The organism is Pleurocapsa sp. FMAR1, from assembly GCF_963665995.1.
In the GTDB taxonomy this organism is placed as follows: Bacteria; Cyanobacteriota; Cyanobacteriia; order Cyanobacteriales; family Xenococcaceae; genus Waterburya.
In genome coordinates this window covers 4,618,897-4,637,655 of sequence record NZ_OY762512.1, presented here as the reverse complement: position 1 = coordinate 4,637,655, position 18,759 = coordinate 4,618,897, and the positions used below count along the sequence as shown (strand labels likewise).

Sequence of the window (18,759 nt, the reverse complement as noted above, 5' to 3'; positions counted from 1 at the left end):
GTTTCAGATCTCAAGTGCGTAACATCAGCGTCCAGTTACATCAAATGCTCTGTATTGTTATCTAAATCAGCTATTTTTTGTAAGACTTGTTTCTGGTTCTAAAGACGCTGGCTCTTCAACCATCCGATCTTTTGCTGACTTGGGCAAGACAAGATTGAGAATCAAGGCGCAAAGAGAACCGACAGAAATACCTGATTCTAAGACACCACGTAGCTGTTCGGGAAATCCCGCCAGTGCTTCGGGGACATAAGTTACTCCCAATCCTGCTGCTAATGATGCCCCGACAATTATTAAAGAACGATTGGTCATCTCAATTTCACCTAGAATACTAAACCCTGCCACCGCAACCGTACCAAACATCAGCATGATCGCTGCACCAAATACAGGAGCAGGAATAGCGGTTAAAATTCCGCCGATGATCGGAAATAATCCTAAAAAAGCCAAAATTCCCCCGACATAAAAGCCGATATAGCGACTGCCTACCCCTGTAAGCTGAATAATTCCATTATTTTGGGATAATGTCACTGTAGGTAAGGTGCTACAGCAAGAGGCAATAAAGGAATTAAAGCCATCTCCCAACAGTCCACCTTTAAGCCGTCTAATATATTTTGAACCACTAATTGGCTCTCCCGTTACCATCGAAGTTGCAGTAATATCGCCAATAACTTCTAGAGATGTAGCAAAGTAGATAATCGCAAAGGGAATAAAGGTAGCAAAATTAAAATCTAAACCAAACCGAAACGGGATAGGTATATTAAAAGCAGGTATACTTCCTAACTGGCTAAAGTCAGTCATACCCATAAAGACGGAGATAATAGAACCAACAATTAAACCGATAATCACTGAACCCATTCTAAGATAACGATTTGAAGTTGCACTACAAACAGCTACCGTAAAAAACACGGGAATCGAAATTGCCCAATAACGAAGGCTGCCATAATCACCCAGTTCCTTGGCTGCATCTCCGCCCGCCATATCGTACATTCCAAAACGAATCAAAGTCAAACCGATTAGAGTTACGGCTGTTCCCGTCACAAGTGGGGGAAAAATAAGTTGAGCAAATTGCAGAAAGCGACTCAAAATAATCTGGATAAACGAACCAAAAAATCCTACACCCAGAATCAATGCTAGAGTTTCTTCTGGTGTTTTTCCTGCTGCGTTACCTGCTGCAATAATGCTAAAAATAGGTGGCAAAAAAGCAAAGCTTGGTCCTTGAATACTCAGTAAACCCGAACCAATTGGACCGATGCGTCTTGCTTGAACAAAGGTGGCAAATCCAGCCACCAATAAAGTCATGCCAATGATATAGCTAATACTTGCAGCATCTAAGTTTAGGGCGCGACCGATCAAAATGGCTGGGGTTACACTAGGGACAAAAACCACGCAGACGTGCTGTAGAGAAACCAAAAAAGCGGTTTGAAACGGTGGATTATCTTCTAATCCCAAAATCAAGTTACTTTGGTTTGAATTGGTGAGTTCGGTGTTGCTCATCACTTTATTTCCCAATCAAAATATACTGTTTATTGTTTCAATAATTTCAATAAGATGATCGAATTACTGTACCTAGATATACATTGTTGGTTTAGTATCTAATACCTCATCTTTACTCAGCCTCGATTATTCAGTTTCTACCCAAGTATCTTTGCTACCACCACCTTGAGAAGAGTTAACTACTAATTGTCCTTCCTCCATTGCTACTCTTGTTAGTCCACCAGGATAGACATAAATATCTTCCCCTTGATGAACAATATAAGGACGTAAATCCGTATGTCGCCCTTCTAAGCGATCGCCAAATATAGTAGGAATGGTAGAAAGATAAATTGTCGGTTGCGCCATGTAGCTGCGAGGTTGGGATTTAATTTTTTCGGCAAATGCTTCTCGTTCTGATTTACTAGAATTAGTACCGATCAACATTCCATGTCCACCTTCTTCGCTAGCTGCTTTTACTACTAATTCATCCAAATGTTCGAGGACATAGTTGCGATCTTTTTCTTGCCAACATAAATAGGTAGGCACATTGGGTAAAACTGGTTCTTCACCTAAATAGTAATTAATCATCTCAGGAACATAGGCATAGATGACCTTGTCGTCTGCCACTCCCGTACCAAGAGCATTAGCTAAGGCAAGTTTTCCCTGTTGACAGAGATCGGCGATCGCCGCAGTTCCAGAAGCATAGTTTCCCCCCAATTCTAAAGAATCAAACAGTTCTTTATCTCCTCGTCGGTAAATAACGTCAACTCTCTTTAGTCCTTGGTCAGTATGCATTTGCAAATAGCCATCTTCCAGCATAAGATCCTTAGCTTCTACTAGAGAAACTTCCATTTGTTTAGCTAAATAAGCGTGTTCAAAATAGGCAGAAGACTTTTCTCCTGGGGTAAGAATGGCTATATTAGGCTTACTCACTCCATTAGGTGCAGAATTTAGTAAAGCTTTCAAAAACTGCTGAGGGTAATCATCTACAGGAGCGATCGCCAATTTTTCTAAGAGTTGGGGCAGCAATTTTTGCATTATCTGACGATTTTCCATCGTATAGGATACTCCAGAAGGAACTCGCAGGTTATCTTCTAAGACATACCATTCTCCAGAGCGATCGCGTACCAAATCCGTCCCGCTGATGTGACACCAGATTCCTCCTGGTGGTTTTATCCCCCGACATTCAGGAATAAAATTGACGGCAGAATCAATAATTTCACGGGGAATTTTACCGTCTTCAACTATAAGCTGGCGATCGTAAATATCAGCACAGAATAGATTAAGTGCTGTTGCTCGTTGCTTGAGTCCTCTTTCAAGTTTGTGCCATTCGGCTGCGGGAATAACGCGCGGAATCAGATCGAAGGGAAACACTCTCTCTTCCTCTCCCACTCTAAAAGTAACATCTCTCTGTGCAAGAAGCTCCTGGGCAGTTTCTTGCAGATGTTGAAGTTCTCCATCAGCCAGTCCTTGCAACCACTCTACTATAGGAGTTACTTGCGATCGCGGCTCTCCAGAAGCAAGAATATATTCGTCATAGCAATCCTTGGTATCGTACTGACTTAGTTTCATTATTTTAGACAAGCCTTAGTTAAACTATTTTGAGAGCGGAGGATAGAAAAAGTTGTGTCTTTCTTGAGATAACCTAAGTTGAATATCTAAGAAAACATCCCTGCTATCTATTCTCGATCTTTGTCAAATATAAAATTTGTTCTAGATGAACATTTATTTAGTATTGGCGCGATCGCTTAGAGACAAAGATAATAAAACGCGCATATCTCCCTATAGCTTTAACTCTTTATTGCCCAATCTTGTAGCCACCAAGGACAGAGTTTTAGCAATACATTTACTTGCTATTTATCTTCATAAATGACTGTTTATTTAAAACCCCACAGTCTAAGTATTGACAAAATAGAAAAACGAACCAGCAAAAGCATTTTCTATTGCCTGCAAATATAACTTTGCTACATCTGAGATCGCTTTTGATAGATTGCGATAGTAGCTATTCTTCTTCATCTTTTTGTGTATCTTCGTTTAAGATATCTTCTAGTTCATCCGTTCTTTTATGATCGTGAAATTTATCTGATTGATAAGGCATAAACCGACCAGTACTTTTAATCCATCTAAAAAGAGATTCATTTTCTCTAGGGGCAATAATCGATGCTGGTTCGTCTATCGGTTCTTCTTGTAGTGCAGGATTTTTGTATTTTTTGGTCATTTTGGTTATTGCTTCAGGCTTCATTTAATAAATTGCTTTTTGATAAAAGGCGAAGTCATTGCTGTCAAAAGACTTCCATAATCCAGGTTAAAATTTACTCCCCCTCCCACCTTTAAATAAGAGTTTTTGCAGTCGAGAACCAGATGATCGCTACTAGATCCTAAAATTTCTAAATCTCGATCTGGACTTAAGCCAGATATCAGGGTGTCCTGTTTTCCCAAAGCAATAATTGCTCTTGTGTGCCTACCGCGATCGCGAAATACGGGAATATTACCAAAGGCATCCTGACCAGTTTCTCCAAAAGGCAGAGAAGGTTTGATTTTCGATTCAATAACTTCCCCAATCAATTTAAAAGCATTAGTATGTAATTGAGGAATGGCTTTGCGGTTAACCGTTCCACAGCCCAAAAGAATCGATTCTCCCACGCGCAGATTGTTAATTCGCCCGACGTTTTTGGTGGATTTATACCATTCATAGTTAGCCGAGTTTCCCCCAGAGATTAAGGGTAATTTAATTTGAAATTTCCTTTCCACCGCGTCGGTTAGTGCTGATAATTGATTCATTTTTTGATTGTCAGGCTTAATACCTCCATAACAAGCCAAATTACAGCCGAGTCCGATAATTTTGAGATGATCTAAGGGAATAATCTTTTCTATAAACAAGAAAATATCGTCGGCAAGTATCCCTTCTCGCAAATCCCCCATTTCTACCATTAAAATAATTTGGTGAATTTTGTTATGCAAGGATGCGTAATAATTAAGCTTCTCAAGGGTCTCAATTTCTGTATTAAGGCTAATATCTACATCTTCCACAATCGATTCTGCTTGACTTGGGGCAGTGCGGAGTAATACAAACTGAGCGGATATTCTGGCATTTCTCATCCTTTGAATATTTTCCAAACGAGAGTCGGCAATAAATTTGACACCTCCTCGAATCATCGCCGAGGCAATTAAAGGTTCTCCCAATACTGCTTTAGAGACTCCCATCAAAGAAATACCCCCTTGTCCGTAAAGTTCGCATAACATCCGAGCATTATGCTCTATTTTAGATAGAGTAATTTCTATTCTTGGCAGAAACGCTTTCATATTTTTAAGGCAACATCTAGGGCAACATTTAGCATTTACCCTTTTATTAATAAAGGAGGCATCTGAGAATTTTGTTTGTTTTGCCGTACGAGAGAGGGGAAAAGATTATATAAAGCGCGAATAAGTTTTGCACAGCCATAGGTCAAGACATCTGTAGTTGGTAACAAAAGACGGTCTTCATAGCTTTTAATAGTTTCTAGAACTTCTATATCAGTTAAATTTTCATGGCTTAAAGCGATCGCAATTACCTGAGTTTGGCAAATTGCTTTAATTAGACGAATTTCACTAACAATGCTGGGCATTGGTAACAGGGGAAAATCACAGCGAAATTTCCTGCTAGGAGGATGTTGCAAAATAACCCCGTCAGGCATACATCCTTTTAAAATACCTACAGAACTCATAAAGGCGGGATGAGAGACGGCACTTTGACCTTCTACGAGAATAATATCGGGATTTTCTTGTTCAAAGGCCTGGACAACGGCATTTTCTATTTCTCCAACCACAAATTGAGACACGAGCGCGTCTATGGATACACCATAGGTTGCTCCTTGCATTAAGCCTGTTTGACCTGTGGCAACCAACACTGATTTGATCCCTGAATTATTCAAGGCTTTATTTAATTCCACTGCGGTAGTCATTTTTCCGCAGGCGCAGTCAGTACCTAAGACAGCAATCACAGGAATATTAACTTTAGCAATTTGCCCCGTAAAGACATGGAGGTCTTCTAATTTCGGCGGTTTTCTAATGTCTTGAATTTTAACCCCGCACCGAATAGCCATCTCGCTAAATTCAGGATCTTCAGAAAAGAACTCATGAAGACCATTAATGATATCCATCCCTTTAGTCATTGCTTCCAAGACTAAGACTCTTTCAGCAATAGGTATAGAAGCGTCTAAGGGTGCTTTGCCATAAATATAGCAATCGGGAATGTTTGGTAGTTTATCTAAAGCTGACTTTAGGTTAGCAAAGATGGGAATATTGTTTTTCTTATTATCTAATTGTTCTCCTGCATCTTTGCCTGCTAAGGAACTATCAATCACCCCCACAATGTTATAAGTTTGGGAGTGTCTAACTAAACCTGCTGCGGTTTTACCGTCCATTAAGCCAAATTGCTTTTCACAGTAAATCAAAGCTGTTTTTTTTGTAATCGACATTAAAATTATTTTTCTTAGTTAATTTGGAAATTATGCTCAATTTAGAGATATTTGCATATTTAAAATAAGTTGAGCTTGTTCAAAGCAACCACCACCAGAAGGTTCTAATGGAACTTTGAGTAATCGGTTAAAAAGCTGGCATTTCTTGATAAGAGTAGCTACAACGCCAGTAAATATTATTTTCTATCCGTAGATATTATTTAGACAAATTAATATAAGACCTCTTCGAGAGAAAGAGCATAAAGATTTAAAATCGGAGAGAAATTTTATAATTTAGTCAAGATTCCGAAAATATTTCTTAACACTTTTATAGCATAACGTATAATTTGATACAAATAAGCTTGAGACACAACTCTTATTAATCACAGATTTTACTTAATGACTTATAGGGCTTGCGCTCGCATTCGCCGCAAATATAATCGAATCAATAAATTGACTACTTACCGCCGTGGAGAAAACTAGTCAGAAAATGTATCATCGATCGCATCAATTTTAAGAATTTAACTTTTAACTAAATACAGTATGCTTAAATTCCTCAACACCTTAAGAAATGTACCAATTTCGACTCGGTAAAATTGGCAAAGAACTAGAATCAGGAGCGAATTGGATTGCACCTATAGCTTTGTGTATCGCTCTACTAGGAATTGCTTCTGCTTCTATTTTAATTGCGATCGCCTCTACAGAAATTAAGCCCAATGCCATCACTTGCGATCGTTTGCTGATTGCTGCGATCGCCTTTGGAACTTGGAATAACTTAAAAAAAACCAGCAATCTCGATCCAGATTTGCCGTCTGAACCTGTACCTGTATATACGAGTAGGGCGATTTCTTTATTATTAATAGCAGGCATTAGTTTTGCTATTTCGCTTTCACTTTGGGCATGGTCTTTAAGTCAAACTAGCATTGCTAATTCGACTTTACTCAACAACATGATGCCAATTTTTACTACTTTATTTGGCTGGCTAATCTTGCGTCAGCAATTTTCGCCACGGTTTTTAGTCGGCATGGCAGTTGCAATAGTCGGCGCAGTAGCTATTGGTATTGAGGACTTGCAAGTAGCAGATAGTGGTCTAATTGGAGATGGGGCAGCCTTAACCGCAGCCATGTTTTCTGCAATTAGTATTTTGAGCTTAGAACGATTAAGAGTGCAGTTTTCTACCCCAATAATTATGCAGTGGACGAGTTTGGCGGGGGGATTATTTCTGTTACCTCTGGTGTTGCTCACAGAAGATCGATTACTACCGATTTCTAGTACTGGCTGGTTAGCAATTGTTGGTTTGGGTTTAATTTCTCAGGCGATGGGACAAGGGCTTTTAACCTACAGTTTGGCTAAATTTTCTTCAGGATTTGTGGCAGTATCAATGTTAGCAATTCCTTTAATTGCAGCAATTTTAGCTATGGTAATCTTTGCCGAACAGTTAAGCTTATTAAATTGGTTGGCGTTTGCCGTAGTTTTATTTGGTATTTATTTAGCAGTATCGGCAAAGAATAATAATTCAGAATTAATTGCCGAAAAATAGATTTCCCAGAATTAGGATTTAATAACAAATTAAATACGTTTAATGTGAATTAACTTTCTTTTTTTATTTTAGAGAAAACCTATATATCTCGGTAAGTAGAGAGATTTCTTGTTTAAATTAAACTGAGGCGAATTTAACTGTATTATGCTGATTTAGACTCTAATAAATTATAGGAAGAATCGATGTCAATGTTTACGGAAGGGGTCTGGGGAGGGTCGTCACGTCCCCAGCTGGGGGTCTGGGGGAAAGTTCCCCCAGGAACAAATTGTGGCTTTACAGACCAATTTTATTTAAAAGCGTGAATAAGCATTCCCTTGCTAGGTCAGCATTCCCTTGCGCCTTGCGTCGACGCGGGGTCTGACCTCTGACGGCGACGCGGTGAGACAGTTGCGTTGCGGGTCTGTGACCCGTTGAGCAAACTGTTAAACCCTTTAGGGGGTCTGACCGCTAATTCACATTAGGCTTTAAATGGTTTTTACTACCTCACCGTTCGCCCTTACAAATGATTACAGCCACTTTGTATTTTTCCATACAGTATTTATTCAAATTAATGTATATGGTACACAGGTAATTCAGGCAAACAGAAGTTATATCTTTTGGCATAAAAATGAACTACACATTTGATTTTTCCGTAATCTGGGAAAATATCGATGTCTTGCTGGCTGGAGCTTGGCTGACTATAAAGATCTCGTTCCTGGCGATCGCCTTTGGGCTGATTATTGGTATTTTAGGTTCACTATGTCGGACTTCTGACAATAAAATTCTTAATGCGATCGCTTTGGCTTATGTAGAGGTGATTCGCAACACACCCTATTTAATTCAGTTATTTTTTATCTTTTTTGGTCTGCCCAATCTAGGCATCAAGCTATCGGCAGAACAAGCGGCAATTCTTTCTTTGGCGGTTAATTTTGGGGCATATTCTACAGAAATAGTGCGGGCTGGAGTCGAAAGCATTCCCAAAGGACAATGGGAAGCGGGGATGGCGATTGGCTTTAAGAAACTGGCAATATTTCGCTACATCATTATTCCGCCAGCTTTAGCCAATATATATCGAGCCTTAATCGGTCAAGTAATTCTAGCTGTACTGTTTACCAGCGTTGTCTCACAAATTGCAGCCGAAGATTTAACCTATGCAGGAGATTATTTAAACTCTCGCACCTTCCGCAGCTTTGAGATTTATTTTACCCTGGCATTGCTTTATCTAGTAATTGTCTGGCTGATAAAAGGGGTGGCTTTTCTAATTGAAGATCGGGCATTTAAGTTTGCTAAATATAGACGTTAATTGCTATGGACGGATTTACACTTTCGCGTATATTTATTAACTTGGTCATTGCTACTAAGTGGACACTAATTCTAAGCGCGATCGCCTTTATTGGGGGTGGCATTGTCGGTTTTATCGTTATGCTAATGCGGATCTCTGCTAGTAAATGGCTAAGAGGTATTAGCTTTGTCTACGTCGAGTTCTTTCAGGGAACACCCTTACTGCTACAGCTATTTTTGGCGTTCTTTGGTCTTTCGGTAGTGTTTGGCATCAACTTATCTCCTTTAGCAGCAGCTAGTTTGGCTTTGACAGGATTTACTAGTGCCTTTTTGGCTGATATTTGGCGTGGTTCGATTGAATCTTTACCCCAAGGACAGTGGGAAGCGGGTTCGGCAATTGGATTTGGCTACGTAAAACAAATGCAGCTAATTATCCTACCCCAAGCAGTAAGAAGTGCGATCGCACCTACCGTTGGCTTTTTAGTGCAGGTAATTAAAGGGACTTCTCTAGCTTCAATTATTGGCTTTACCGAACTATCGAGGGCAGCAGCTTTGATTAATAACGTGACTTTGCAATCTTTGCTGATATTTGGTTTGGCAGGTTTGATTTATTTTATAGTCTGCTATCCCCTATCCATCTGGAGTCAGCATTTAGAAAAGAAATTATCTTATGAGGCTTAAGAGCGATCGCCATGACCTTAGATTTTCTCAAAGCACTATTTCCCAATGGCTTTAAAAGAGCTTTAGCATTATTCTTTGCCAGTTTTTTTCTGACTGTGGGTATTGCTTCGTGTTCGGGAGGAGATTCAGATGCAGTTAAATCCCAAGCAAATATCTCTCCCAAAAATATTGCCCAGATATCGACAGGAAAGACTTTAGAAGAAATCCAAAAGTCGGGAGAAATCAATATTGCCGTACCTGCTGACTTTCCTCCCTTTGGGGGGGTAGGAGTCAATATGCAGCCTCAGGGATATGATATCGACGTAGCAAATCAAATTGCTAAAGGATTGGGGGTAAAAGCAGAACTTGTCACGGTGGTCGGAAATTACCGCATTCCTTTTCTACAAACAGATCGGGTCGATCTAGTAATTTCTAGTTTAGGCAAAAACGAAGAAAGAGCAGCAATTATTGACTTTTCCCAACCCTATGCACCTTTTTTCTCTGGGGTTTACGGCAGACCTAATATTGAAATTAGTTCTCTTGACGATCTTAAAGGGCAGACTATAGGTGTGGCGCAAGGTTCTTTAGAAGATCTGGAAATCTCTAAGCTGCCTCCAGGTAAGGTAGACATAAAACGCTATGCCAACAATAGTTTGACAGCTTCGGCATTGGTATCGGGACAGGTAGATTTGATTGCCACAGCAAATGCAGTAGCAGCCAAATTAATTCAAGACAATCCCGACCAAAAAATTGAGAATAAATTTATCCTCAAAAATTCTCCTTGTTATGTTGGCATTCGTAAAGGGGATACAAAACTTTTACAGCAGGTAAATAATATTATTGCCAATCTCAAACAATCTGGGAAATTAAATCAATTGTCTATAGAGTGGTTTGGCGAACCTCTGCCCAAAGATTTTGCTACTGCTACTACTTAGCAAAATATAAGTAAACAAAAATTGTAGTAACTTCTACTCCTAAGAAGCAAATTAATCGGTTGAGACTGGGAAAGGGTTAAGGGGAAAAGGGAAAAGATTAAATTGTTTCTCTCTGACGTTAAGAATCAAAATTTTTCGGTCGCTGATGTTACGCACTAATTAATCTGTGAAGAGTAGGTAGTATTTATTTTTCTGCTTCCACGTGCTTGTTGAAAGTATCGATCTTTCGTTGTATTGCGTAACGTCAGTTAGTAAGTTTTTATATTATCAATTGTTTCAGTTTAAATCAGTTAAGTTTTTTTTCTGTGCATAAACTAAATGAACACAAATAATAAACAATAATTTATATCTATGGTGAATTGCAACAAAAGCTACTGCATAGTCTGTATTTTGCTTAGATAATCAGTTTATAAAATATTTGACTGACTACATAAAATGACTCAAACACAACAAAAATCATTATTAATACCGATATTGATTGGAATCATTGTCGGTATCTTAATTGGTGGATTAATTCCCGCAGTGGGAACTTCTGTTTCTTTTATTGGGGAACTATTTATTAACGCCTTATTGATGTTAGTAATTCCTTTAGTAATGACCTCAATGATTACTAGCATTACAGGTTTGGGAGATGTTCGTCAAATAGGAGGAATTGGCGGTAAAACAATCATTTTTTACACTATAACCACAGGGTTAGCTGTTTTATTAGGTTTACTTTTGGTTAATATTATTCAGCCAGGAATTGCCAATACTGAAGCAGATCGAATTGCTCTTAGAGGCGGTCAAGTTTTAGAAAATGTTGACTATAGCATAAGCAATAACACGATTAATCTTGATGGCGCAACTGCCAAAAAACCGTTTGACGATCGCTATATGGCGATTCTCAAAGATCAAAACGATATTCGCGGTACAATTGCCCCCCAGGATAAATTTCAAAACAATAGCCTAACGGTAACTGGCTGGACTAATCCAGCAGGAAAAACAGTAACGCCAAAAGCTACAGGTCAGGGAATACAAATAGATTTGGCAATTGCCGACAAAGTAAAAGGGAAAGAACAAAGCTCTATTGGCGAAGTTCTCAAAGAAGTCATTGTTGGTTTATTACCCCAAAATCTTTTTGGAGCAATGGTCGATAATGATGTACTACCATTAATTATTTTCTCTCTACTATTTGGCGGTGTTTTAACTACCTTGGGGGAAATGGGTGAACGAGTGATTCGTCTGGTAGAAGGGCTAAACGAAGCGATAATGAGAATTATCGATTTGGTTTTATTAACCGCCCCTTTCGGCATCGGTGCATTGATTGCAGGACGTTTGGGCGAAGCTGGGGGATTTACTGGCTTTGCTAGCGAGTTTGCCAGTTTGGGTAAATATGCCTTTACGGTGATTATTGCTTTGTTAATTCACGGTTTGGTAGTTTTACCTTTAATCTTAAAATTCGTTGGCAAACGCAATCCTTTTTCGTATATCAAAAGGATGCTACCCGCTTTAACTACGGCTTTTTCTACCGCTTCTAGTTCTGCCACCCTGCCTTTATCGATGGAGTGCGTCATCGAAAAAAACCATGTTTCCTCTAGAATTGCTAATTTTGTCTTGCCTTTGGGGGCGACGATTAATATGGATGGAACTGCTCTCTATGAAGCCGTTGCTGCTGTATTTATCGCCCAAATTTACGGCATTGAATTAAGTTTTGGTCAAATAGTGGTTATTTTCTTGACAGCGACTTTAGCAGCTATCGGTGCAGCAGGAATTCCTGAAGCGGGCTTAGTGACGATGGTAATCGTGCTACGGGCGGTTAATATTCCCATTGAAGGTGTTTCTCTAATTTTAGTAATTGACTGGTTTCTCGATCGCTGTCGCACGACGGTTAATGTCTGGGGCGATTGTGTCGGTGCTGGCGTAGTCGATCGCCTGGAGAAAGGCAAAGGCACACCAGCTACTGTAGAAGAGCCAGTAGTAGTCCCTACTGCTATCTAATTTAAGGGCGTTGCACCTTCATGGGATGGTAGAGGCTGACTTGGGGACTGGGGGACTAGGGGACTAGGGGACTAGGGGACTGGGAGAATCATTAATCTTTTTTGTTCATAATCATCTCGCAGCTATGCAACGCCAATTTAAGTAGCCTATTCTCGATAAAAACAAGCCAAGAACTATAAATGATACTAATCGTTATCTTTTTCACAGGAATTATAGCTGGCTTTGTAGATGCGATCGCTGGTGGTGGAGGCATGATTATGATTCCAGGCTTAATCTTTAGTGGCTTACCTGTAACAACGGCGATCGCCACTAACAAACTCTGCGGAACTTGTGGTGTGCTGACTAGCTCTTTTAAATTTGCTCAAGCCAAGCAGGTTGATTGGCAAGCCTGTATTTATATGGGTATTCCTGCGGTTTTTGGTTCTTGGTTTGGTAGTCTTTCGATTGGTTTTTTACCTAAAGCTTGGGCAGAACCAATCGTAATTTTATTGATGGTGGCAATTACTTTATTTGTTGTCTTTAAACCTAACTTTGGCTTAGAAAAAGCCGATATGGCGATCGCCAAAACCCATGATTCAATCCAGATTATAAAATTAGCGTTCTTCGGCTTAATTATTGGTTTTCATGATGGTTTTTTTGGGCCAGGGGCAGGTACTTTTTTAGTCTTTGCCTTAGTGTCTATCTGGTCATTAGATTTTCTGCGTGGCACTGGTTCGGCTAAGGTTATCAATCTTATGACTAATCTTATTGCACTCATATCTTTTTGGATTTTGGGTGCAATTAGTTTTCCCGAAGGTATTTTTGGCGCGGTTGGAGTTGCTATTGGTGCTTATTTTGGCTCGACATTCGCTACCAAAAAAGGAGCTAAGTTTATTAAACCGATTTTTATTACCGTTACTACAGTTTTGGTCGGCAAATTACTGTGGGAATATTTTTATCGTTAACCAAGATTTCAAAAATAACTTTCAATATCGAAGGTAAAAAAATGACTAACTTTCAACCGCAATCAAACCTATCAAATACGGCTACCTTAGAAACAAAACCAATTATTCTCGCCCGTGACGTAGAGAAATGGTATGACAATGGTTTTCACGTACTCAAAGGCGTAAGCACAACCATCAATCAAGGTGAGGTTGTCGTGCTAATGGGCCCTTCTGGTTCGGGTAAATCTACCTTCATTCGCACCTTTAACGGTTTAGAACCCTATCAAAAAGGCAGTATCGCCATTGATGGTACTGCGATCGCTCACAATAATAAAGGAATCGAACTATTACGCCGAGAAGTGGGCATGGTATTCCAACAGTTTAATTTGTTTCCCCATTTGACGGTGCTTAATAACATTACTTTAGGACCAATTCACCTGCGAGGCTTATCCAAATCCCAAGCCAAGGCAAGTGCTATGGAACTATTAGAAAAAGTTGGTATTGCCCATCAAGCCAATAAATATCCAGGTCAACTTTCTGGGGGTCAACAACAAAGAGTTGCGATCGCTCGTGCTTTAGCCATGCAGCCTAAAGTGATGCTGTTTGACGAACCTACCAGCGCACTCGATCCAGAAATGGTCAGAGAAGTATTAGATGTTATGCGGAGTCTGGCAGAATCGGGGATGACTATGGTTTGCGTCACTCATGAGGTTGGCTTTGCCCGCGAAGTAGCCGATCGCATTATCTTTCTAGCAGATGGTACTCTGGTTGCTGACACCACGCCCGATGAATTTTTTAATAATCCAAAGGAAGAACGTTTACAAAAGTTTCTCTCTCAAATTTTGCATTAGTAGGGGCGATTCCAATACTGTTCGGTTAGTCTCTTAAGTTATTTCATCCGCCCCCTAAATCCCCCAAAGTTGGGGGATGGGGGGCTTAAACGAACGGTATTGGGGGCGATTCGCGAATCGCCCTAACTAGTTTGCGCTTTTTTGTCGAGCGGAATTTTTAGTGCCAGAAAATCCGTAGGACATTAGAATTGCTGCGGTTTGTGGATTAACTGACTCAGCAGCAGTTTTATTTTTGTGATTAGAAAACGATTTAAACAATCTCATTGTATTGCCTCCTTAGCTGAAATGATTTGAGGCGCGTTCCTTCGGGCTATTCCTTACTTCCGTCCTAATTTACTTGACTTAATTTGAGGATGAACGTTTTAGTTTCTGTATTTTGTAACTAATCGATAAGATTAATACCTATCGCTTTTTTTGCCTTAATTATGAACCAGTCTTAGAAGTCTACACCATAAGCAGAACTTAAATGTCTACTCATGTTGATGAATTTTTCTGTAGTCCAAACATCTGCTTTTTTGTCAGATTTGGCGGAATTTAGCCCTGGATTATAGGCTTTGCCTAGGTTATCACTAAGCTCGATCAATTTTTTGCTGTTCCAAGCTTGATTGTTAGATGTTGCGTTGCGGTTGATAGTCATAACTGATCTCCTTTTTGTTTTCTGTAGCTAAATATACCTTTTGTATATATTTAAATAATAGCTTGAGCTAGATCTAAAAGCCAAGGTGGTAACATCCGTACAAGATATTGTTAAGTGTTTAAAGGTTACTCAGTATGGTTTGTCGGCATTTGCTAAAAAGCTATAAGCTATAAGTTAACTACCTGTGGCGATCGCCAAATAATAAATTAGAATTGTCGTCAATACTAATTTATTATTGATATTGATGTTGTTTTAATTACCAACAAGGTAGTTAAATACACTGAAATAGTCTTTTCAGGTTCATTAACCTGTAGTTAATTAAATATTAACTACGGTTCAAATCTATTCAGATGATTTTGCTAAATTCGATTGATTTACTAGCATTCACCGATATATTTCAATTGTCAAATTCTCATCTGTTGCTAACAACTGAAATCGCCCAAGCCGATCCTTCAATTGTCTTGGCGGGGGTGTTGCTTAGTGCCGTTACTATCTATTTTGCTGCCAAACTGGGTGGGGAAATTTGCGCTGCTTTTGATTTTCCTTCCGTTTTGGGAGAACTAATCGCTGGTGTCATTGTCGGTGTTTCTGTTTTACATTTTTTGGTGTTTCCCGAAGGTGGAATTGAAGCGGGTGATTCCCTAATTATGCAGTTTTTGCAAATGACCACGGACTTAAGTCCAGAAAACGTGGCTGTTACTTTTCATCTCCAGTCTGAAGTGATTTCTTTGCTGGCTGAGATTGGAGTTATTGTGCTGTTGTTTGAAATTGGTTTAGAATCCAACCTCAAAGAGTTGATGGAGGTAGGTACTCAGGCTCTTACAGTAGCTATTATTGGCGTAATTGCTCCTTTTGCTGCGGGTACTGCGGGATTGATGATTATTTTTAACATTCCTGCTATTCCTGCAATTTTTGCGGGTGCTGCCCTTACAGCCACTAGCATCGGCATTACTTCTAGAGTACTCTCGGAAATGGGACAGCTAACTTCTAAAGAAGGGCAAATAATTTTAGGTGCTGCGGTAATTGATGATGTCTTGGGGGTAATTGTTTTAGCCGTAGCAGCAAGTTTAGCAAAAACAGGAGAAGTTGATGTTGGTAACGTTATTTATTTGATCATTAGTGCCACTGGATTTTTAGTCGGGGCGATTTTATTAGGTAATGTCTTTAATAGAAGCTTTGTCAAAATAGTCGAGCTATTGAAAACTCGTGGAGGTTTAATAGTTCCTGCTATTACCTTTGCTTTTGTGATGGCATACTTGGCAACTGCAATTCATTTAGAAGCGATTTTGGGAGCATTTGCTGCGGGACTGGTTTTGGATGAAACCGATAGACGGAAAGAATTACAGCGTCTAGTTGAGCCTGTATCGGATATGCTCGTGCCAATCTTTTTTATTGCGGTGGGTGCCAAAACCAACTTAGGCGTGTTGAATCCAATCAACCCTGAGAATAGAGAAGGCTTAATTATCGCTGCTTTTCTAATTACTGTCGCTATTATTGGTAAGGTTTTGGCAGGATTTACTGTATTTGGTCAGCCAGATTTAGACAAGTTGGCGATCGGTGTTGGTATGATTCCCAGAGGAGAAGTGGGTTTAGTGTTTGTGGCGGTTGGTGCATCTAGCGGTGTTTTATCTCCAGCTTTAGAAGCGGGAATTGTGGTCATGGTAATTGCCACTACCTTTATAGCACCTGCTTTGCTGCGGGTTGTCTTTAAGTCGAATGAAGAGACAGTAGAAGCTTCGTCAGAGATACCTTCTGTTGCTGAGACTACTTCGTAATTAACCTGAGTTGGGGATAAGAAGAGGGAGTAGTAAGCTGAAAATATATCTAATTCAGTACTCCCATCCCCTGTTTATTTTAGAAGAATCGTTCCGCAGAGGCGATCGCCATCTTTAAAGTTGTCCGTAATTATTTTACTCAATAGAGATATCCTTTTCCCTCAATCCTTACCATCATCTCAAACAACATGAATAATATCTGTTTTACTTCTAGCAGTTTTTGCCGATAAAATTGATAGCTTATTGCATATTTGCGTAGTAAATTCCTCACTTTGCTAATTCCTGGCATCCAGCGATACATTGTCCTACTTCATCAAACTCCATTGTTTTACCGCTTAAAGGAACATAGACAGGCACATCGGTAGCTTGGATAAACAAATCTGTCTTTGTACCTGGAACAACTATTCCATCTTGTGTAGCAGCTTCATTGGCATGAGAAGCGATCGCAGAAGTCGGTTGAATCAATTCATTAATTACATATGCCGCTTCTTTTGGTCCTGTGGTATACGTATCACCAATATTAATTACTGCCAACGAAGCACTATATTGATTCCGCACCACTGTTTCTTGCTCTGCGGTAACACCAGTATCGCCTGATAAATACACTACTAGACCATTACTAAATGTGAGTATATAACCAGTCGGTGGTCCAACATAGGCAGTAAGACCAGCAGTTTCTAAATTTTCTCCCAACTCGCCTTCAATAAATTCACCACTCAATCCATTCGAGTGAACTGCGGGGACAGTGGTAATTTTTACCCCGCCAACATCTACAGAAGCACCAAAACGGACAAGCTTTACAGAATCAGGGTTTCCGCCTGAAGCTTCAACTTTATGCGCCAAAAAACTAGCCATCTCACTACCGACGACAATTTTAGCTTGCTTGGCTACGGCAATATCGACGGTATTAGAACTAGGGGTGACATCTTCATTGGCTTCTGGTTTGGCACATTTACCTGCATTGACTGTTGAGATACGGCGATCGCCTAAATGATCTCCGTGGACGTGACTTAATAAAACCACATTTATATTGCCCAAACGCTTATCCTGACCTCCAGCAACGGTTTGCCCTGCATCGAACAGGAGGCGCGTACCATTAGGATCTTCAAAGATTAAGGCGCGATCGCGAGCGCAAAATTCTCCATCATGACTACCTACTGGTGTAATCTTTACCTCAGAAGCATAACTGGCAGAGGTGGTGAAAATAGCAATTGCCAACGTAACTAACCCTGATAAGCATTTTTTCATGTTTATTCGATCTACATTAATTGAGTATTGGCAAATTACCTATAAAATATCATTAAGTGAAACAGTATATAAAAATAGGCAAAAGTTATAACTACCAAAAGCGATCGCTTTTGCTAGAACTGTAGATGGTTTATTTGCGTTAGAAACTTCTTTTGCGCGATCGCCAGTTAAGTACAAAAATTTTTTCAAATGGCTTGTTTCAATGGACGAGTAGTTAATATTTCGCTGGCTGACAAAGATTTAATCGCAGAGATAGGAACAGTAACCACTGCAATCGATTCTCCTACGGCGTTAAAAATTTCTAATACGCATCCTTCTTCGCCACCTTGGGGATGGGGAACAAAATCAACTATAGTAGCGACATCTCCAATTTTTAGATTGTGTTCGGCTATGTTTTGAGTCAGGGCTACTTCTGAGTATAGTTCTAGGGTCATCTCGATTTTAATCTCCTGGTATCAAAGTTATAAATTGAAATTTACCATCGCTTTTTTGTTCTAACCAAATTGTAACTACAGATAAATTAATCCCATTGTCCCCCTGTATCTCTCCTCTCACATTATAGAAAGTTCCGTATTCGCTACTTCTATCTGCTATTGCTTCTACAAATTGATTGAGTTGTTGAAGGGCTGTTTTTAATGTTTGCCAGTTGTCTAAGGTAAAGCCAGCTTGAGCTAAAAATTGAGATTTATCGTTTCTGGGTTTAAATACAAGCAAGTATTTAGTTAGTTTTGCTTCGGGAATAATGGCATCAACAGGAATCTTCATTCTCGAATTTCTTACAAGTTGAACAAGGAAAAGTCGTAACTACCAAAAGCGATCGCTTTTGCTAGAACTATAAATGGTTTCTTCGAGTTAGAAACTTCTTTTGCGCGATAGTTTCTGGCTTTTGATATTTAACGTGAGTTCGCGTGGAAGAGTAGAGCTATTGCAAACAGAGATAATTGAAAAACCGTTTTTCGATGATAAAATTTTAAGTTAGGAAGATCAACAAATCTTTCAAAGTCTTTTCCCTTATAGCTTATAGATTATAGGTTACAGCCCAACCAT

At 39.6% G+C, this 18,759-nt stretch carries 19 protein-coding genes and 1 riboswitch; of the genes, 9 read left to right on the top strand and 10 right to left on the bottom strand.

What is annotated here, in order from left to right; genetic code table 11:
- Positions 1 to 66: 66 nt before the first annotated feature.
- Both SLP02_RS22540 and SLP02_RS22535 read right to left on the bottom strand, forming a co-directional pair.
- Positions 67 to 1,491 (bottom strand): uracil-xanthine permease family protein, encoded by a 1,425-nt coding sequence (locus tag SLP02_RS22540; protein ID WP_319422965.1) that lies wholly within the window; start codon positions 1,489 to 1,491, stop codon positions 67 to 69.
- A gap of 126 nt (positions 1,492 to 1,617) precedes the next feature.
- Positions 1,618 to 3,042: a circularly permuted type 2 ATP-grasp protein gene (locus SLP02_RS22535; RefSeq protein WP_319422964.1), complete on the bottom strand. Its 1,425-nt coding sequence runs from the start codon at positions 3,040 to 3,042 to the stop codon at positions 1,618 to 1,620.
- Positions 3,043 to 3,187: 145 nt separating this feature from the next.
- Between SLP02_RS22535 and SLP02_RS22530 the strand changes: the two genes are divergently transcribed.
- Positions 3,188 to 3,343: a hypothetical protein gene (locus SLP02_RS22530; protein ID WP_319422963.1), complete on the top strand. Its 156-nt coding sequence runs from the start codon at positions 3,188 to 3,190 to the stop codon at positions 3,341 to 3,343.
- 129 nt (positions 3,344 to 3,472) lie between these two features.
- On the opposite strand, the gene SLP02_RS22525 is transcribed toward SLP02_RS22530, so the two are convergent.
- Genes SLP02_RS22525 through SLP02_RS22515 form a run of 3 tightly spaced genes read right to left on the bottom strand, consistent with a single transcriptional unit; the run spans position 3,473 to position 5,927 of the window.
- Positions 3,473 to 3,688, bottom strand: a complete 216-nt coding sequence (locus SLP02_RS22525; RefSeq protein ID WP_319422962.1) for a DUF3134 family protein — start codon at positions 3,686 to 3,688, stop codon at positions 3,473 to 3,475.
- Positions 3,689 to 3,708: 20 nt separating this feature from the next.
- On the bottom strand, positions 3,709 to 4,773 hold the full coding sequence (locus tag SLP02_RS22520; RefSeq protein WP_319422961.1) for an alanine/ornithine racemase family PLP-dependent enzyme: 1,065 nt from the start codon (positions 4,771 to 4,773) through the stop codon (positions 3,709 to 3,711).
- 35 nt (positions 4,774 to 4,808) lie between these two features.
- Positions 4,809 to 5,927, bottom strand: a complete 1,119-nt coding sequence (locus tag SLP02_RS22515; protein WP_319422960.1) for a DUF1611 domain-containing protein — start codon at positions 5,925 to 5,927, stop codon at positions 4,809 to 4,811.
- Between the two features lie 550 nt (positions 5,928 to 6,477).
- On the opposite strand from SLP02_RS22515, the gene SLP02_RS22510 reads away from it, so the two are divergent.
- From SLP02_RS22510 to SLP02_RS22480, 7 genes are all read left to right on the top strand, one after another.
- A complete protein-coding gene (locus SLP02_RS22510) occupies positions 6,478 to 7,446 on the top strand; it encodes a DMT family transporter (protein ID WP_319422959.1) in 969 nt (322 codons plus the stop codon).
- A gap of 607 nt (positions 7,447 to 8,053) precedes the next feature.
- Positions 8,054 to 8,728 carry an amino acid ABC transporter permease gene (locus SLP02_RS22505; protein ID WP_319422958.1) on the top strand — a complete coding sequence of 225 codons (675 nt, stop codon included), beginning with the start codon at positions 8,054 to 8,056 and terminating at the stop codon, positions 8,726 to 8,728.
- Between the two features lie 5 nt (positions 8,729 to 8,733).
- Entirely contained in the window at positions 8,734 to 9,387 is a 654-nt protein-coding gene (locus SLP02_RS22500; protein ID WP_319422957.1) for an amino acid ABC transporter permease, read from the top strand.
- An 11-nt stretch (positions 9,388 to 9,398) separates the two neighbouring features.
- Positions 9,399 to 10,301: a transporter substrate-binding domain-containing protein gene (locus SLP02_RS22495; protein ID WP_319422956.1), complete on the top strand. Its 903-nt coding sequence runs from the start codon at positions 9,399 to 9,401 to the stop codon at positions 10,299 to 10,301.
- Between the two features lie 435 nt (positions 10,302 to 10,736).
- Positions 10,737 to 12,278: a dicarboxylate/amino acid:cation symporter gene (locus SLP02_RS22490; protein ID WP_319422955.1), complete on the top strand. Its 1,542-nt coding sequence runs from the start codon at positions 10,737 to 10,739 to the stop codon at positions 12,276 to 12,278.
- A gap of 179 nt (positions 12,279 to 12,457) precedes the next feature.
- The gene (locus SLP02_RS22485; protein ID WP_319422954.1) at positions 12,458 to 13,222 is read left to right on the top strand and encodes a sulfite exporter TauE/SafE family protein; all 765 of its coding nucleotides are present in this window, start codon (positions 12,458 to 12,460) and stop codon (positions 13,220 to 13,222) included.
- A gap of 41 nt (positions 13,223 to 13,263) precedes the next feature.
- Entirely contained in the window at positions 13,264 to 14,052 is a 789-nt protein-coding gene (locus SLP02_RS22480; RefSeq protein WP_319422953.1) for an amino acid ABC transporter ATP-binding protein, read from the top strand.
- 126 nt (positions 14,053 to 14,178) lie between these two features.
- Here the strand turns inward: SLP02_RS22480 and SLP02_RS22475 are convergent, their stop codons facing one another.
- Both SLP02_RS22475 and SLP02_RS22470 read right to left on the bottom strand, forming a co-directional pair.
- Complete coding sequence (locus SLP02_RS22475; RefSeq protein WP_319422952.1) at positions 14,179 to 14,316, bottom strand: hypothetical protein; 138 nt, start codon at positions 14,314 to 14,316, stop codon at positions 14,179 to 14,181.
- Positions 14,317 to 14,346: 30 nt separating this feature from the next.
- Positions 14,347 to 14,414, bottom strand: a riboswitch (Glutamine riboswitch).
- A 74-nt stretch (positions 14,415 to 14,488) separates the two neighbouring features.
- Entirely contained in the window at positions 14,489 to 14,689 is a 201-nt protein-coding gene (locus tag SLP02_RS22470) for a hypothetical protein (protein WP_319422951.1), read from the bottom strand.
- Between the two features lie 350 nt (positions 14,690 to 15,039).
- On the opposite strand from SLP02_RS22470, the gene SLP02_RS22465 reads away from it, so the two are divergent.
- On the top strand, positions 15,040 to 16,464 hold the full coding sequence (locus tag SLP02_RS22465; protein ID WP_319422950.1) for a cation:proton antiporter: 1,425 nt from the start codon (positions 15,040 to 15,042) through the stop codon (positions 16,462 to 16,464).
- Positions 16,465 to 16,731: 267 nt separating this feature from the next.
- On the opposite strand, the gene SLP02_RS22460 is transcribed toward SLP02_RS22465, so the two are convergent.
- From SLP02_RS22460 to SLP02_RS22450, 3 genes are all read right to left on the bottom strand, one after another.
- Positions 16,732 to 17,712 carry an MBL fold metallo-hydrolase gene (locus SLP02_RS22460; RefSeq protein ID WP_319422949.1) on the bottom strand — a complete coding sequence of 327 codons (981 nt, stop codon included), beginning with the start codon at positions 17,710 to 17,712 and terminating at the stop codon, positions 16,732 to 16,734.
- 185 nt (positions 17,713 to 17,897) lie between these two features.
- Entirely contained in the window at positions 17,898 to 18,146 is a 249-nt protein-coding gene (locus SLP02_RS22455; protein WP_319422948.1) for a DUF4926 domain-containing protein, read from the bottom strand.
- A gap of 7 nt (positions 18,147 to 18,153) precedes the next feature.
- Positions 18,154 to 18,477 (bottom strand): DUF6883 domain-containing protein, encoded by a 324-nt coding sequence (locus SLP02_RS22450; protein WP_319422947.1) that lies wholly within the window; start codon positions 18,475 to 18,477, stop codon positions 18,154 to 18,156.
- Positions 18,478 to 18,759 lie beyond the last annotated feature (282 nt).

Coding starts and splice junctions, on each gene's coding strand:
- SLP02_RS22480 (WP_319422953.1), top strand. CDS start 13,264: ATGACTAACTTTCAACCGCAATCAAACCTATCAAATACGGCTACCTTA.
- SLP02_RS22525 (WP_319422962.1), bottom strand. CDS start 3,688: ATGACCAAAAAATACAAAAATCCTGCACTACAAGAAGAACCGATAGAC.
- SLP02_RS22465 (WP_319422950.1), top strand. CDS start 15,040: ATGATTTTGCTAAATTCGATTGATTTACTAGCATTCACCGATATATTT.
- SLP02_RS22540 (WP_319422965.1), bottom strand. CDS start 1,491: ATGAGCAACACCGAACTCACCAATTCAAACCAAAGTAACTTGATTTTG.
- SLP02_RS22535 (WP_319422964.1), bottom strand. CDS start 3,042: ATGAAACTAAGTCAGTACGATACCAAGGATTGCTATGACGAATATATT.
- SLP02_RS22450 (WP_319422947.1), bottom strand. CDS start 18,477: ATGAAGATTCCTGTTGATGCCATTATTCCCGAAGCAAAACTAACTAAA.
- SLP02_RS22470 (WP_319422951.1), bottom strand. CDS start 14,689: ATGACTATCAACCGCAACGCAACATCTAACAATCAAGCTTGGAACAGC.
- SLP02_RS22505 (WP_319422958.1), top strand. CDS start 8,054: ATGAACTACACATTTGATTTTTCCGTAATCTGGGAAAATATCGATGTC.
- SLP02_RS22495 (WP_319422956.1), top strand. CDS start 9,399: ATGACCTTAGATTTTCTCAAAGCACTATTTCCCAATGGCTTTAAAAGA.
- SLP02_RS22460 (WP_319422949.1), bottom strand. CDS start 17,712: ATGAAAAAATGCTTATCAGGGTTAGTTACGTTGGCAATTGCTATTTTC.
- SLP02_RS22485 (WP_319422954.1), top strand. CDS start 12,458: ATGATACTAATCGTTATCTTTTTCACAGGAATTATAGCTGGCTTTGTA.
- SLP02_RS22520 (WP_319422961.1), bottom strand. CDS start 4,773: ATGAAAGCGTTTCTGCCAAGAATAGAAATTACTCTATCTAAAATAGAG.
- SLP02_RS22500 (WP_319422957.1), top strand. CDS start 8,734: ATGGACGGATTTACACTTTCGCGTATATTTATTAACTTGGTCATTGCT.
- SLP02_RS22515 (WP_319422960.1), bottom strand. CDS start 5,927: ATGTCGATTACAAAAAAAACAGCTTTGATTTACTGTGAAAAGCAATTT.
- SLP02_RS22530 (WP_319422963.1), top strand. CDS start 3,188: ATGAACATTTATTTAGTATTGGCGCGATCGCTTAGAGACAAAGATAAT.
- SLP02_RS22455 (WP_319422948.1), bottom strand. CDS start 18,146: ATGACCCTAGAACTATACTCAGAAGTAGCCCTGACTCAAAACATAGCC.
- SLP02_RS22510 (WP_319422959.1), top strand. CDS start 6,478: ATGTACCAATTTCGACTCGGTAAAATTGGCAAAGAACTAGAATCAGGA.
- SLP02_RS22490 (WP_319422955.1), top strand. CDS start 10,737: ATGACTCAAACACAACAAAAATCATTATTAATACCGATATTGATTGGA.
- SLP02_RS22475 (WP_319422952.1), bottom strand. CDS start 14,316: ATGAGATTGTTTAAATCGTTTTCTAATCACAAAAATAAAACTGCTGCT.